Annotated in this window: 9 protein-coding genes and 1 pseudogene; 9 read left to right on the top strand and 1 reads right to left on the bottom strand. The window is 64.3% G+C overall.

Going from position 1 to position 14,526, the window contains the following annotated elements:
- Window positions 1–6 precede the first annotated feature (6 nt).
- Complete coding sequence (gene aceE, locus ACA027_RS12825) at window positions 7–2,724, bottom strand: pyruvate dehydrogenase (acetyl-transferring), homodimeric type (RefSeq protein ID WP_370678613.1); 2,718 nt, start codon at window positions 2,722–2,724, stop codon at window positions 7–9.
- Window positions 2,725–3,008: 284 nt separating this feature from the next.
- Between aceE and ACA027_RS12830 the strand changes: the two genes are divergently transcribed.
- The 9 genes and pseudogenes from ACA027_RS12830 to ACA027_RS12870 all read left to right on the top strand — a co-directional run bounded on the left by ACA027_RS12830 (window position 3,009) and on the right by ACA027_RS12870 (window position 14,208).
- The gene (locus ACA027_RS12830) at window positions 3,009–5,597 is read left to right on the top strand and encodes a PAS domain S-box protein (RefSeq protein WP_370678614.1); all 2,589 of its coding nucleotides are present in this window, start codon (window positions 3,009–3,011) and stop codon (window positions 5,595–5,597) included.
- Window positions 5,594–6,232, top strand: coding sequence for a response regulator transcription factor (locus ACA027_RS12835; RefSeq protein ID WP_370678615.1), 639 nt, complete (start codon window positions 5,594–5,596; stop codon window positions 6,230–6,232). Before ACA027_RS12830 ends, ACA027_RS12835 begins: the two co-directional genes overlap by 4 nt.
- 72 nt (window positions 6,233–6,304) lie before the next feature.
- On the top strand, window positions 6,305–7,159 hold the full coding sequence (folD, locus tag ACA027_RS12840; RefSeq protein ID WP_370678616.1) for a bifunctional methylenetetrahydrofolate dehydrogenase/methenyltetrahydrofolate cyclohydrolase FolD: 855 nt from the start codon (window positions 6,305–6,307) through the stop codon (window positions 7,157–7,159).
- A 176-nt stretch (window positions 7,160–7,335) separates the two neighbouring features.
- On the top strand, window positions 7,336–9,384 hold the full coding sequence (locus ACA027_RS12845; protein WP_370678617.1) for a M3 family metallopeptidase: 2,049 nt from the start codon (window positions 7,336–7,338) through the stop codon (window positions 9,382–9,384).
- 412 nt (window positions 9,385–9,796) lie between these two features.
- On the top strand, window positions 9,797–10,681 hold the full coding sequence (locus ACA027_RS12850) for a putative selenate ABC transporter substrate-binding protein (protein ID WP_370678618.1): 885 nt from the start codon (window positions 9,797–9,799) through the stop codon (window positions 10,679–10,681).
- Between the two features lie 190 nt (window positions 10,682–10,871).
- Window positions 10,872–11,699 (top strand): phosphonate ABC transporter ATP-binding protein, encoded by an 828-nt coding sequence (locus ACA027_RS12855; protein WP_370678619.1) that lies wholly within the window; start codon window positions 10,872–10,874, stop codon window positions 11,697–11,699.
- Window positions 11,690–12,508 (top strand): annotated as a pseudogene (phnE, locus tag ACA027_RS12860) (phosphonate ABC transporter, permease protein PhnE); the annotation flags it as partial. The gene ACA027_RS12855 and the pseudogene phnE, both read left to right, overlap by 10 nt.
- Before the next feature lie 60 nt (window positions 12,509–12,568).
- Window positions 12,569–13,606 (top strand): patatin-like phospholipase family protein, encoded by a 1,038-nt coding sequence (locus ACA027_RS12865; protein WP_370678620.1) that lies wholly within the window; start codon window positions 12,569–12,571, stop codon window positions 13,604–13,606.
- A gap of 272 nt (window positions 13,607–13,878) precedes the next feature.
- Window positions 13,879–14,208 carry a multidrug efflux SMR transporter gene (locus tag ACA027_RS12870; RefSeq protein ID WP_370678621.1) on the top strand — a complete coding sequence of 110 codons (330 nt, stop codon included), beginning with the start codon at window positions 13,879–13,881 and terminating at the stop codon, window positions 14,206–14,208.
- Window positions 14,209–14,526 lie beyond the last annotated feature (318 nt).

The raw sequence follows: 14,526 nt of genomic DNA on the forward strand, positions 1-14,526 counted from the left end.
GTCCTTTTAGGCGTGCAGCGGGTTGATCTTGTCGGCCTTGATGCCGTACTTGGCAATGGCCTCGGCCACCTTGGTGACGGGCAGCTTGCCTTCGTCGGCCAGGGCCTTGAGCGCGGCCACAACAATGTAGTGGCGGTCGATCTCGAAATGCTCGCGCAGCTTGCGACGGAAGTCCGAGCGGCCAAAGCCGTCGGTGCCCAGCACCTTGTAGGTACGGCCCTTGGGGATATAGGGACGGATCTGCTCGGCGTAGGCCTTCATGTAGTCGGTGGAGGCAATCACCGGGCCGGCATGGGCTTGCAGCTGCTGGGTCACAAAGGCTTGCTTGGCCGTTTCCAGCGGGTGCAGCATGTTGTGGCGCTCGGTGGCCTGGCCGTCGCGGGTCAGCTCGTTGAAGGACGGGCAGCTCCACACATCGGCGGCAATGCCCCAGTCTTTTTCCAGCAGCTCTTGCGCGAAGAAGGATTCGCGCAGGATGGTGCCCGAGCCCAGCAGTTGCACGCGCTCGCCGGATTGCGGCACCTTCTGGCCGGGCTTGCACAGATACATGCCCTTGATGATCTGCTGCTCCGTGCCTGCGGTGAGGCCGGGCATGGCGTAGTTTTCGTTCAGCAGCGTCAGGTAATAGAAGACGTTTTCCTGGTTCTGCACCATGCGGCGCAGACCGTCTTGCATGATCACCGCCACTTCGTGGGCGAAGGTGGGGTCGTAGCTGATGCAGTTGGGCACGGTGTTGGCCAGGATGTGGCTGTGACCGTCTTCGTGCTGCAGGCCTTCGCCGTTCAGCGTGGTGCGGCCCGAGGTGCCGCCCAGCAAGAAGCCGCGTGCCTGCATATCACCCGCAGCCCAGGCCAGATCGCCAATGCGCTGGAAGCCGAACATGGAGTAGTACACATAGAACGGGATCATGATCCGGTTGCTCGTGCTGTAGCTGGTCGCAGCGGCAATCCAGCTGCTCATGCCGCCGGCTTCGTTGATGCCTTCTTGCAGAATCTGGCCGGCCTTGTCCTCGCGGTAGTACATGACCTGGTCCTTGTCGACCGGGGTGTATTGCTGACCGTGGGGGTTGTAGATACCGATCTGGCGGAACAGGCCTTCCATACCGAAGGTGCGGGCCTCGTCCACCAGGATGGGCACCACGCGGGGGCCGATTTCCTTGTCGCGCAGCAACTGGGTCAAAAAGCGCACATAGGCTTGGGTGGTGGAGATTTCACGACCTTCGGGCGTGGGCTCCAAAATGGCCTTGAAGGTGTCCAGCGCGGGGGCGGTGAACTGCTCGTCGGCCTTCACACGGCGGTGGGGCAGATAGCCGCCCAGGGCCTTGCGGCGCTCGTGCAGGTACTTCATTTCCGGCGTGTCGTCGGCCGGCTTGTAGAAGGGGATGTCCGCGATCTGGCTGTCGGGAATGGGGATGTTGAAGCGGTCGCGGAAGGCCTTGATGTCCTCGTCGCCCAGCTTCTTGGTCTGGTGCACGGTGTTCTTGCCTTCACCGATCTTGCCCATGCCAAAGCCCTTGACGGTCTTGACCAGCAGCACGGTGGGCTGGCCCTTGTGGCCGTTGGCGGCGTGGAAGGCGGCATAGACTTTTTGCGAGTCATGGCCACCGCGGCGCAGGTTCCAGATCTCGTCGTCGCTCATGTGCTCGACCATCTTCAGCGCGCGCGGATCGCGGCCGAAGAAGTTCTTGCGCACGTAGGCACCATCGTTGGCCTTGAAGGACTGATAGTCGCCGTCGTTGCACTCCATCATGATCTTCTTGAGCACGCCGTCCTTGTCCTTGGCCAGCAGCTCGTCCCAGCCCTGGCCCCAGATCAGCTTGATCACGTTCCAGCCCGAGCCACGGAATTCGCCTTCCAGCTCCTGGATGATCTTGCCGTTGCCGCGCACCGGGCCATCCAGACGCTGCAGATTGCAATTGATGACAAAGACCAGGTTGTCCAGGTTTTCGCGCGCGGCCAGGGAGATGGCGCCCAGCGATTCCACTTCGTCCATCTCACCGTCGCCGCAGAACACCCAGACCTTGCGGTTTTCGGTGTTGGCAATGCCGCGGGCGTGCAGATACTTCAAGAAACGCGCCTGGTAGATGGCCATCAGCGGGCCCAGGCCCATGGACACCGTGGGGAACTGCCAGAACTCGGGCATCAGCTTGGGGTGGGGGTAGCTGGACAGGCCCTTGCCGTCCACTTCCTGGCGGAAGTTCAGCAACTGCTCTTCGGTGATGCGGCCTTCCAGGTAGGCGCGGGCATAGATGCCGGGCGAGACATGGCCCTGGATGTAGAGGCAGTCACCGCCGTGGTTTTCGCTCTCGGCATGCCAGAAATGGTTGAAGCCGGCGGCAAACATATTCGCCAGCGAGGCGAACGAGCCGATGTGGCCGCCCAGGTCACCGCCTTCGGGCGGGTGGATGCGGTTGGCCTTGACCACCATGGCCATGGCGTTCCAGCGCATATAGGCGCGCAAACGGCCTTCCAGAATCAGGTTGCCGGGGCAGCGTGCTTCCTGCTCGGTCTCGATGGTGTTCACATAGCCGGTGTTGGCCGAGAACGGCATGTCCACGCTGTTCTGGCGCGCATGTTCCAGCAGGTTTTCGATGAGCTGGTGGGCGTATTGGGCGCCTTCGCGGTCGATGACGGCCGACAAGGCATCCATCCATTCACGCGATTCTTGTTGATCCAGGCCGGCAGGAAGGCCAGCGTTGGCTTGGGGGTCGGTCTGAGCTGTCATGGTTGTCTCCTGTCAAGAGGCTGCGGGTCATTCGGGCCGTGCCAGTGCGCAGGGCTGCATGTTGTCTGTACGAAATGCCTTGCAGCCATGTTTTCGCGCACACGCAGCGCCCACAGGCCTATGGCTTGTTAGCGTGGCCGAGTTTCGCATATTTTCTTCTTATTTCAAATCGTGCTTTTCGATTTCATAATATGAAAAAATGCTGCAAACGCACATCACCCTACTCTCCTATGGGACAGTGCTCGAGCCTCGGGAAAGCCCTGTAATTCACCTACACTTTGCTCATGCATTCGCACCCCGATCCGTCCAGCTCCGGACCTGACACTGCTTCTCCTGCCTTCTATACATCCGCGCCCCCCGTGCATTGGTGGCGCACCTGGTGGCGCAGCCTCTCCCCCACCCGCCAGGATCGTCTGGCCGCGCTGGCGCCCATGGCGGCCGTGGCCTTGTTTCTGACAGCAATCCTGGTGGCGTTCTGGTATTTGCGCGCAGAGGAAGTCGATCGCGAGCAAGAAGCGCTGCGCCGTGACGTGGAATATGCCCAGCAGCGCCTGCGCCTGCGCCTGCTGGAACGCCAGGAACAAGTCATGCGCCTGGCCCGCGATGCAGCCAATGCCGACATAGGCCCCACCGAATTCGGCAACCGCGCCGAGGTGCTGATCACCCAATACCCCGAGCTGCAGGAGCTCAGCTGGGCCACGCCCGCCGGCAAGATTTTGGCCACCCATGCCGCCCCCACGGTGGCCAGCGAACAGCTGCGCCAGGTGGGCGAGGCCCTGGACACCGGCGAGACGGCCGAGACCTTTCGCACCGTCAGACTGCAGCTGCAGCCCGTCTACCTCCAGCCCCACCGCGAAGCCGGCGAGCAGCTGGCGCCCATGCTGCAGCTGCAGGTGCCGCTGAACAGCTCGGGGGAATTCGGCGGCGTGGTGCTGGCCGAGTTTTCGGTTGACAGCCTGCTGCGCTACGGCATTCCCACCGAGGTGCTGGCGCGCTACGCGCTGAGCCTGCGCGACGACAGGGGCAAGCTGCTGGCCGGCACACCGCTGCAGGCCCCGGCCCACCCCGTGAACTGGATGGGGCTGCGCCCTAAGGCCAACCAATACGAGGTGGCCGTGGGCCCGGTGGGCAATGCCCTGGTGCTGCATGCCCAGGCCTACCGCGCCTCGCTGGGCATGGTGGGCAGCGCCCTGTTCTGGCTGGTGGGCACCTTGAGCGTGATGACGGCCTGGCTGCTGCTGGCCACCTGGCGCCACACCCGCAAGCGCATGCGCACCCAGGAGGCCCTGGTGGCGGAGACCAACTTCCGCCGCGCCATGGAGAACTCCGTGCTCACCGGCATGCGCGCCCTGGACCTGCAGGGCCGCATCACCTATGTGAACGCGGCGTTCTGCCAGATGACGGGCTGGAACGAGCAGGAGCTGGTGGGCCAGTTGCCCCCTTACCCCTATTGGCCGGACACCGACTACGACACCCTGCGCGCCAAGCTGCACGACGAGCTGTCGGGCAAGACCATACACGGCGGCTTTCAGGTGCGGGTGCGGCGCAAGAACAGCACCCACTTCGATGCCCGCCTCTATGTCTCGCCGCTGATTGATGCCCACGGCCAGCACACGGGCTGGATGTCGTCCATGACAGACATCACCGAGCCCAACCGCATCCGCGACCAGCTGGCCGCCTCGCACGAGCGCTTTACCGTGGTACTGGAGGCGCTGGACGCCTCGGTGTCCGTGGCGCCCCTGGGCAGCACCGAGCTGCTGTTTGCCAACAAGCTCTACCGACAATGGTTTGGCAGCGAGGCCGACGGCCATCTGCGCCTGGTGGAGCAGGCCGGCGTGCCCAGCGCCCACAGCCGCAACCACAGCACCATGGACGACGAGGACGGCCTGATGGGCCTGCCCACCGAAGAGCTGACCAGCTCCAGCACCGGCAATGCCGAGATCTATGTGACCGAGCTGGGCAAATGGCTGGAAGTGCGCTCGCGCTATCTGAGCTGGGTGGACGGGCGACTGGCGCAGATGGTGATTGCCACCGACATCACGCCCCGTCGCCTGGCCGAGGAACAAAACGCCCGCCAGGCCGAGCGCGCCCAATCGGTGAGCCGCCTGATCACCATGGGCGAGATGGCCTCCAGCGTGGCCCATGAGCTCAACCAGCCCCTCACCGCCATCAGCAACTACAGCAGCGGCATGCTCACCCGCCTGGCCAATGGCTCGCTGACCGAAGACCAGATGAAGTTCGCGCTGGAGAAAACCGCCCACCAGGCGCAGCGCGCGGGCCAGATCATCCAGCGCATACGCTCCTTCGTGAAGCGCAGCGAACCCAACCGCATGCTGGCCAATGTCAACGACATGGTGGAAGAAGCGGTGGAGCTGGCCGACATCGAGCTGCGCCGGCGCAATGTGCGCCTGAGCCACCATATCGCGGCACGCCTGCCCCAGGTCATGGCCGACCGCATTCTGATCGAACAGGTGCTGGTGAATCTGATGAAAAACGGCGCCGAGTCGGTGGACCTGTCCAACCGTTCGTCAGGAAATCGCAGCGTAGAGTTACAGGTGCGACCCAATATGCAAGACGGCAAGCAGGGCGTGGAGTTCGCCGTGCTTGACAGCGGCAAGGGCCTGCCGCCCGAGGTGCTGGAGCGTTTGTTCGAGGCCTTCTTCACCACCAAGAGCGAAGGCATGGGCATGGGCCTGAATCTGTGCCGCAGCATTGTGGAGTCTCACCACGGCCGGATGCAGGCACAGAACCTCTACAATGGTTCCGAGGTCACCGGCTGCCGGTTTTCATTCTGGCTGCCGCTGGCACATCCCAAGGACAGCGAGACATCTCCCCCTCAGGCAAACAATCCAAATCCAAGGACACCTGTATGAATATGACCCCCAAAAAAGGCACCGTGTACGTAGTCGACGACGACGAAGCCGTCCGCGACTCACTGCAATGGCTTCTGGAGGGCAAGGATTACAGAGTGCGCTGCTTTGAATCGGCCGAGGCCTTTTTGGCCCGCTACGATCCGCGCGAAGTGGCCTGCCTGATCGTCGACATCCGCATGACCGGCATGACCGGCCTGGAGCTGCAAGACCGCCTGCTGGAGCGCAAGTCGCCCCTGCCCATCGTCTTCATCACCGGCCACGGCGACGTGCCCATGGCCGTCAACACCATGAAGAAAGGTGCGCTGGACTTCATCCAGAAGCCTTTCAACGAAGACGAGCTGCTGGGCATTGTGGAGCGCATGCTCGAGCATGCCCGCGAGGCCTTTGCCGACCACCAGCAGGCCGCCAGCCGCGATGCCCTGCTGGGCAAGCTCACCGGCCGCGAAGCCCAGGTGCTGGAGCGCATTGTGGCCGGCCGCCTGAACAAGCAGATCGCCGACGACCTGGGCATCAGCATCAAGACGGTGGAAGCCCACCGCGCCAACATCATGGAGAAGCTCAACGCCAACACCGTGGCCGATCTGCTGAAGATCGCCCTGGGCCCCACCACGGGAGCCGCCAAGGTATCGGCATAAAGCGACTCCTTTATCCGTAGCTGCCAGTGCTTGTACCCCAAGCGCTGGCAGCGTTTTTTATTGAAAAAACCAATGACTGCACAACTCATAGACGGCAACGCCCTCTCCCGCCAACTGCGCACCGAAGTCGCTGCACGCGCCGCTGCCCTGAAAGCCAAGGGCACCACGCCCGGCCTGGCCGTGATTTTGGTGGGAGACAACCCGGCCTCCCAGGTCTATGTGCGCAACAAGGTCAAGGCCTGCGAGGACGCAGGTTTTCATTCCGTGCTGGAAAAGTACGACGCCAGCATGACCGAGGCCGAGCTGCTGGCCCGCGTCGAGGCGCTGAACAACGACCCCAGCATTCACGGCATCCTGGTGCAGCTGCCCCTGCCCAAACATATCGACGACCACAAGGTCATCGAGACCATCTCGCCCGCCAAGGATGTGGACGGTTTTCACGTGGCCAGCGCCGGCGCGCTGATGGTGGGTGAAGTCGGCTTCAAGGCCTGCACCCCCTACGGCTGCATGAAGATGCTGGAATCGATTGGCATGAAAGACCTGCGCGGCAAGCATGCCGTGGTGATCGGCCGCTCCAACATCGTGGGCAAGCCCATGGCCATGATGCTGCTGGCCGCCAACGCCACCGTCACCATCACCCACAGCGGCACCGCCGACCTGACCGCCATGACGCGCCAGGCCGATGTGGTGGTGGCCGCCGTGGGCAAGCGCAATGTACTGACCGCCGACATGGTCAAGCCCGGTGCCGTGGTGATCGACGTGGGCATGAACCGCAACGACGAAGGCAAGCTCTGCGGCGACGTGGATTTTGACGGCGTCAAGGAAGTGGCCGGCTTCATCACCCCCGTGCCCGGCGGCGTGGGCCCCATGACCATCACCATGCTGCTGGTCAACACCATGGAAGCGGCCGAGCGCAGCGCGGCCTGATTGCCCACTGCCTCGTGCCAAGCCCCTGCTCGCCTCTGGCCAGCAGGGGCTTTTTACTGGCAGAAACTTTGTGGCCGAACAAAGCTCTTATCCTGCTGTAGAGCGCACACCCAGCTATCAGCACGATAGCTGCCCATACAACTTGAAACCCCGCCAGTTGACGCAAAATGCAAGCCATGACCAATGCCCTGCTTGAATCCACCGGATTGCCCCCGTTCGACCGCATCACCCCCGCCGATGTGGGCCCCGCCATCGACCAGCTGATGCAGCAGGCCAGCACGGCACTGGAGACCGTCACCGCCCCCGCCTTTCCCGCCCAGTGGGACGCCATCGCCAAGGTGCTGGACGTGTCCACCGAACAACTGGGCATGGCTTGGAGCGCCGTCAGCCACCTCTCCAGCGTGGCCGACACGCCCGAGCTGCGTGCGGCCTATAACGAAGCCCTGCCCAAGGTCACCGATTTCTGGACCCGTTTGGGCGCGGACGAACGCCTGTACGCCAAGTACAAGGCGATTGATGCCAGCACACTGACCCCTGCCCAGCAAAAAGCCCATGCCAATGCGCTGCGCGGCTTTGTGCTGTCCGGCGCCGAGCTGCAGGGCGAGGCCCGCGAGCGCTTTGCCAAGATCCAGGAGCGCTCGGCCGAGCTGGCGCAAAAGTTCAGCGAAAACACGCTGGATGCCACCGACTCCTGGAGCTACTACGCCAGCGCGTCCGAGCTGGCCGGCGTGCCCGCCGATGTGGTGAACACGGCCCGCGCCGCTGCCCAGGCCGAGGGCAAAGAGGGCCACAAGCTCACGCTGAAGATGCCTTGCTATCTGCCCATCATGCAGTTCGCCACCAGCAGCGCCCTGCGCGAAAAGCTCTACCACGCCTATGTGACCCGCGCCTCCGAGCAGGCCGAGGGCGAGGCCGTGAAGTTCGACAACACGGCCATCATCAAAGAGATTCTGGCCCTGCGCCTGGAAGAAGCCCGCCTGCTGGGCTATGCCAACTTTGCCGAAGTCTCCCTGGTGCCCAAGATGGCCGAGTCGCCCCAACAGGTGACGGCCTTTTTGCGTGACCTGGCCCACCGCGCCCGTCCCTTTGCCGAGCAGGATGTGGCCGATCTGCGCGCCTTTGCCAAGGACGAGCTGGGCATTGCCGACCCGCAGCCCTGGGACTGGACCTTCATCTCCGAGAAGCTCAAGGAAGCGCGCTACGCCTTCAGCGAGCAAGAGGTCAAGCAGTACTTCACCGCGCCCAAGGTGCTGGCCGGCCTGTTCAAGATCATCGAGAGCCTGTTCGACGTGAGCATCCGCCGCGACGAGGCCGCAGTCTGGAACCCCTCCGTGCAGTTCTACCGCCTGGAGCGCGCCGGCAAGGTGGTGGGCCAGTTCTACCTGGACCAGCCCGCCCGCGCCGGCAAGCGCGGCGGCGCCTGGATGGACGATGTGCGCAGCCGCTGGCTGCGCCCCGACACCGGCGCCCTGCAAACCCCGGTGGCCCACATGGTGTGCAACTTTGCCGATGGCGTGGATGGCAAGCCTGCCCTGCTCACGCATGACGATGTGATCACCCTGTTCCACGAATCCGGCCACGCCCTGCACCACATGCTCACCCAGGTGAACGAAAAAGATGTCTCCGGCATCAACGGCGTGGAATGGGATGCGGTGGAGCTGCCCAGCCAGTTCATGGAAAACTTCTGCTGGGAATGGGAAGTGCTGCGCCATATGACGGCCCATGTGGACAGCGGCGAGCCCCTGCCCCGCGCGCTGTACGACAAGATGATTGCCGCCAAAAACTTCCAGGCCGGCATGGGCACGCTGCGCCAGATCGAGTTCTCGCTGTTCGACATGCTGCTGCATTCCGAACATGCCCCCGACGCCGACTATTACGCCCTGCTCAAGGCCGTGCGCGATGAAGTGGCCGTGCTGCCCACCACGCCCTACAACCGTGGCACCAACACCTTCAGCCACATCTTTGCCGGTGGCTATGCGGCGGGCTACTACAGTTACAAATGGGCCGAAGTGCTGAGCGCCGATGCCTATGCCGCCTTCGAGGAAACTCAAGGGCCTGACGGCCATGCCAGCCAAGCCACGGCGCAGAAATACCTGCACCACATCCTGGAAATGGGCGGCAGCCGCAGCGCCATGGACAACTTCAAGGCCTTCCGCGGCCGCGAGCCGCAGCTGGATGCGCTGCTGCGCCACCAGGGCATGGCCGAGGAAAGCGTGGCCGCGTAAAGCCGTCGCCACTCCAGCGCTGCTGCCCCGCGCAGCAGCCACCCAGGCATGTGCGGCCCCCAGGGCGCACATGCTTTTTTATTGCCTCAACATTGGGCTTCGGTCAAAGACTTGGATTTCGCTGCCGGCCGGAGCGGGCATAGGCAGCGCAGCGGGCGTTCAAGCACAGTCCCAACGGCCAGATAGCGCTTCAGGCGCGGCGCGTGCCCGCAGACAGTTGTGCATACGGCAAGAGCGCGCAACAAAGCCTCAAGCGCTCTATGGCCGCCCCTAAACGATTCACAGCCACATACAAAGACCTGCACAATGCCCGCAGCGGTCTGTGTACCGCCCTATTTGCGACGTCTCACAACGCCGCCCCCATTAAACCGCCGTGTTTCCGGACGGCGGTGGCTTATTCAACGGAGCACTTATGCAGCAATCTCTCGCACGCCGCCAGGCGCTGCGCGGCTTGGCCTTTGCCGCCCTGGCCGCCTCTTCCCTGAGCACTTTCAGCGCCCACGCCGACACCCCCGCCGTGCTGCGCGTCTCGGCCATCCCCGACGAGGCGCCCACCGAGCTGCAGCGCAAGTTCAAGCCCCTGGGCGACTACCTGTCCCAGGCCACGGGCATGAAGGTGGTGTTCACCCCCGTGTCCGACTACGCCGCCGTGGTCGAATCGCTGGCCACCAAGAAACTGGACCTGGCCTGGCTGGGCGGCTTTACCTATGTGCAGGCCAAGATCCGCACCCATGGCACGGCCATTCCCATCGTGCAGCGCGCCGAAGATGCGGTGTTCACCAGCAAATTCATCACCGCCGACCCGGCAATCAAGTCTCTGGCCGACCTCAAGGGCAAGACCTTTGCCTTTGGCGCGCCCTCGTCCACTTCGGGCAGCCTGATGCCGCGCTACTTCCTGCTGCAGGACGGCATCAACCCCGAAAAAGACTTCAAGACGGTGGCCTACTCCGGCGCGCATGACGCCACCGTGGCCTTTGTGGCCGCAGGCAAGGCCGAGGCCGGTGTGCTCAACACCTCGGTATGGGACAAGCTGGTCGAATCCAAAAAGGTGGACACCAGCAAGGTGCGCGTGTTTGCCACCACCCCCACCTACTTTGACTACAACTGGACCGTGCGCGGCGATCTGGATCCGGCCCTGGTCAAAAAGCTGACCGATGCCTTCCTGGCGCTGGACCCAAGCAAGCCCGAGCACAAGGCCATCATGGAGCTGCAACGCGCCTCCAAATTCATCCCCACCAAGCCGGAGAACTACGCAGGCACGGAAACCGCCGCCAAGTCGGCCGGCCTGCTGAAGTAAGCCGGTCTGCTGAAGTAAGCCGGTCTGGCTCCTTCCCCTATCGGGTGAAGGTGGGGATGGGGGCAGCTCCCAAGCCGCAGGCCCCCACCCCAACCCTCCCCCGAAAGGGGAGGAAGTTGATGACACATTGAGCTGCTACAGCCTTTCTGCACAAGCGCTGGCAGCTATTGTTTTCAGAGTATTCCATCCCATGAGCTTTACGCTGGACGATGTGGGCCTGACCCACGGCAACGGCTTCACCGCCCTCTCGGGCATCTACCTGTCGGCCGCCCAGGGTGAACACATCGCCCTCATCGGCCCTTCGGGCGCGGGCAAGACCTCGCTGCTCACCACCCTGGGCACGGGCCATCTGCCCACGGCCGGCCGCATGCAGCTGCTGGGCCAGGCCGTCAGCACCCAGCTCACGGCCCAACAATTCAAGACCTTGCGCAGCCGCATTGGCACGGTGCACCAGGCCGCTCCGATTCCGCTGCGCCAGCGCGTGGTCACGGCCGTGCTGGCCGGCAGGCTGGGGCAATGGCCGCTGTGGAAGGCCCTGGCCTCACTGGCCTATCCGCAAGACATTGCCGGCGCCCGCGAGGCCCTGGCCCGTGTGCAGCTGGAAGACAAGCTGTTTGCCCGCTGCGACCAACTTTCCGGCGGCCAGCTGCAGCGCGTGGGCATTGCCCGCGTGCTCTACCAGCAGGCCGAGCTGGTGCTGGCGGACGAGCCCGTCTCCGCGCTGGACCCGGCGCTGTCGCTGGCCACGGTGCAACTGCTGGTGCAAGAGGCCACGGCCCGCCAGGCCACGCTGGTGGCCAGCCTGCATGCGGTGGACCTGGCCCTGTCCTGCTTTCCCCGCATCGTCGGCCTGCGCGAGGGGTGCATGGTCTTTGACCTGCCCGCCGCCCAGGTGAGCCAGGCCCAGTTGCAAGCCCTGTACGCCCATGCCGATGGCAGCGCCCAGCCGCTGCCCACGCTGCAGCAGGGCGCGGTCGCCACAGCGTCCGCCCTGCCCATGGGGATGGCATGCCGTTGACCCCTTGGGCCGCAGCCACGCGCCGCCCCCCGCCCCATCACCGCGATCCGGCCGCGCGCGGGCGCCTCACCGGGCTGCTCATCGCCCTGGTGCTGCTGTGGCCGCTGCTGCAAACCTCGGGCTTTTCGCTGCAGCCGTTTTTCGATGCCAACAACTTCCGCGTCATAGCCGGGTTTCTGGCCGGCTTTCTGCCGCCCGAAACCGGCAGTGAATTCCTGGGCTATCTGGGCCAGGCCACGCTGGAGACTTTGGCCATTGCCACGGCCGGCATGGCCCTGGCCTTTGTGCTGGCCCTGCCCCTGTCCTATCTGGCCAGCAGTGCAGCGCGCGAGCGTGTCCGACTCAACCCCGTGGCACGCGGCCTGCTCACCGTGCTGCGCGGCATTCCCGAGCTGGTTTGGGCCCTGGTGTTTGTGCGCGTCTTCGGCCTGGGCCCGGCGGCCGGGGTGCTGGCTCTGGGCCTGACCTATGGCGGCATGCTGGCCAAGGTCTACGCCGAGATTCTGGAATCCACGCCCCCAGCACCCGCCCGCGCCCTGCGCGCAGCGGGTGCGGGCCGGCTGCAAGCCCTGCTCTACGGTCTGCTGCCCCAGGCGGCCAGGGAGCTGACCTCCTACACCGTCTACCGCTGGGAATGTGCCATCCGCGCCTCGGTGGTCATGGGCTTTGTGGGTGCGGGCGGCCTGGGCCAGCTGCTGTATTTCGAACTGTCACTTTTCCACTATGCGCAAGCCAGCACAGTGATTATTGCTATGCTTTTATTGAGTATCGCGGTGGACTGGGGCAGCGCCTGGCTGCGGCGGGCCATGCGCTGAACCGCACTATCCACGCTCGCTATACTGCGCCCCACTCTCGGCTTGTTTTTCGGTATGCGTATGAAAAAAGCATTATTTCGCCTGCTGGCCTGTGCGGCAGCGCTGGGCCTGACCGCCTGCAACAGCAACCCTCCCCGCCCCAATGTGCCCGCAGCGCCGGTGCAAGCCGGCACGGCGCCGGTGAAGATCGGGATTGCCCTGGGTGGCGGTGCCGCCAAGGGCTTTGCCCATATCGGTGTGATCAAGATGCTGGAGGCCAATGGCTTCACACCGGCCGTGGTCTCGGGCACCAGCGCCGGCAGCGTGGTGGGCGCCCTCTATGCCAGCGGCATGAATGCCTTTGAGCTGCAGGAAAAAGCCGTGGCCCTGGATGAATCCAAGATTCGCGACCTGCAGCTTTCCTCGGGCGGCCTGGTGCTGGGCCAGAAGCTGGAGGACTATGTCAACGAGCTGGTGCAGCGCAAGCCGCTGGAGCGCCTGGCCAAGCCCTTTGTGGCCGTGTCCACGCGCCTGGAAGACGGCGAGCGCACCGTCTTCGCCCGGGGCAATACCGGCCAGGCCGTGCGCGCCTCCAGCAGCATTCCCGGCGTGTTTCAGCCGGTCACCATCGGCAAGTACCACTATGTAGATGGCGGCATTGTCAGCCCCGTCCCCGTGGATGCGGCACGCCAGCTGGGCGCCGACATCGTGGTGGCCGTGGACATCTCCAACAAGGCCCGGGGCAAGACCCCGGAGAACATGCTGGGCGCACTGAACCAGTCCATTGCCATCATGGGCCAGAAACTGGGCCAGGCCGAGCTGGCGCGGGCCGACATCATCATCCACCCCAAGGTGCTGGACATTGGTGCGGCCGATTTCAGCCAGCGCGCGAATGCCATTGTGGAGGGCGAAAAAGCCGCCATGGCCGTGATGCCCCAGTTGCGCGAACGCGTGGCCAAGCTCCAGGCCGAACGCAGCAAGGCCGCCCAGTTGGCCCAGCAGCAAGCCAGCCAGGCCCAGCACCAAAGCTGCCTGGAGCAGCGCTCCAGCCTGCAGAAAATGGCCGGCATGGCGGGCCTGGACAGCAGCTGCCCCAAGCCTGAAGGCAAATAACAGCGACCACGGCGCAGCGGCAAGCAAGGCTGCCGTTGCGCACGCGCTCCCTGGCAAACACACGCAGCAGCCCCGAATGGGCTGTGTCGAGCTCGCGGCATCGGCAGCTTCCCGGCATTCACAGCGCTGTCATTCGCCGCTGGTAATTTGGACTGTCTGACGCCGCCCTGGCATGGGGGCAACCTGCCCGGCATGCCCCGCCCCATACCGCCCTCCGCCCTCCGCCCTCCGCCCTCCGCCCTCCGCCCTCCGCCCTCCGCCCAGGAGATGCCATGAATCCGTGGCTGGTTTTAACGCTCTCCATCGCCTCAGAGGTGGCAGGTACCCTGTTGCTCAAAGCATCGTACGGTCTCAGCCAATGGGCGCCGACTGCGGGAATGGGCCTGTGCTACGCGGCGGCCATCTGGCTGATGGGCCTTGCCAGCAAGCAAATGGAAATCGGCATGGCCTATGCCGTCTGGGCAGGGGCCGGCACAGCGCTGATTGCCCTTTTGGGTGTGGCACTTTTCAGTGAGAGCGCTTCATGGGGCAAGGCCCTGGGCGTGGGCTGCATTGTGCTGGGGGTGCTGTTGCTCCACCTGAACCAGGCGGCGCCTGCCTGAGCACCTTTCCAGCCCGCCAGCATCGCCAACACCAACCGCCAGCACGGTTGCGCCTTGATGCATCTGGCACAGGCGCTGGCCGCGCTGCTGCTGCCCGGCCGGTGCTAGTCCAGCAAAATCCACAACCACCAGCAGGCGACCAACAGGCCTGGCAGCATGGTGTCCAGGAGGCTGGTTTCGGCAATCGGTTCGTAGCTCATGCGGTCCTCCTCGCAAGAATGGGTAGGTCAGCACATGCTGCCCCCAGCCGCAGAGGCAGTGTGCAAGTCTTCTGTAGTAAATGTAGGTGTCTGCATCGGCATCACGCCGCAGCCTCTC

Origin of the sequence: Comamonas sp. GB3 AK4-5, assembly GCF_041320665.1 — a bacterium.
In the GTDB taxonomy this organism is placed as follows: Bacteria; Pseudomonadota; Gammaproteobacteria; order Burkholderiales; family Burkholderiaceae_C; genus Comamonas.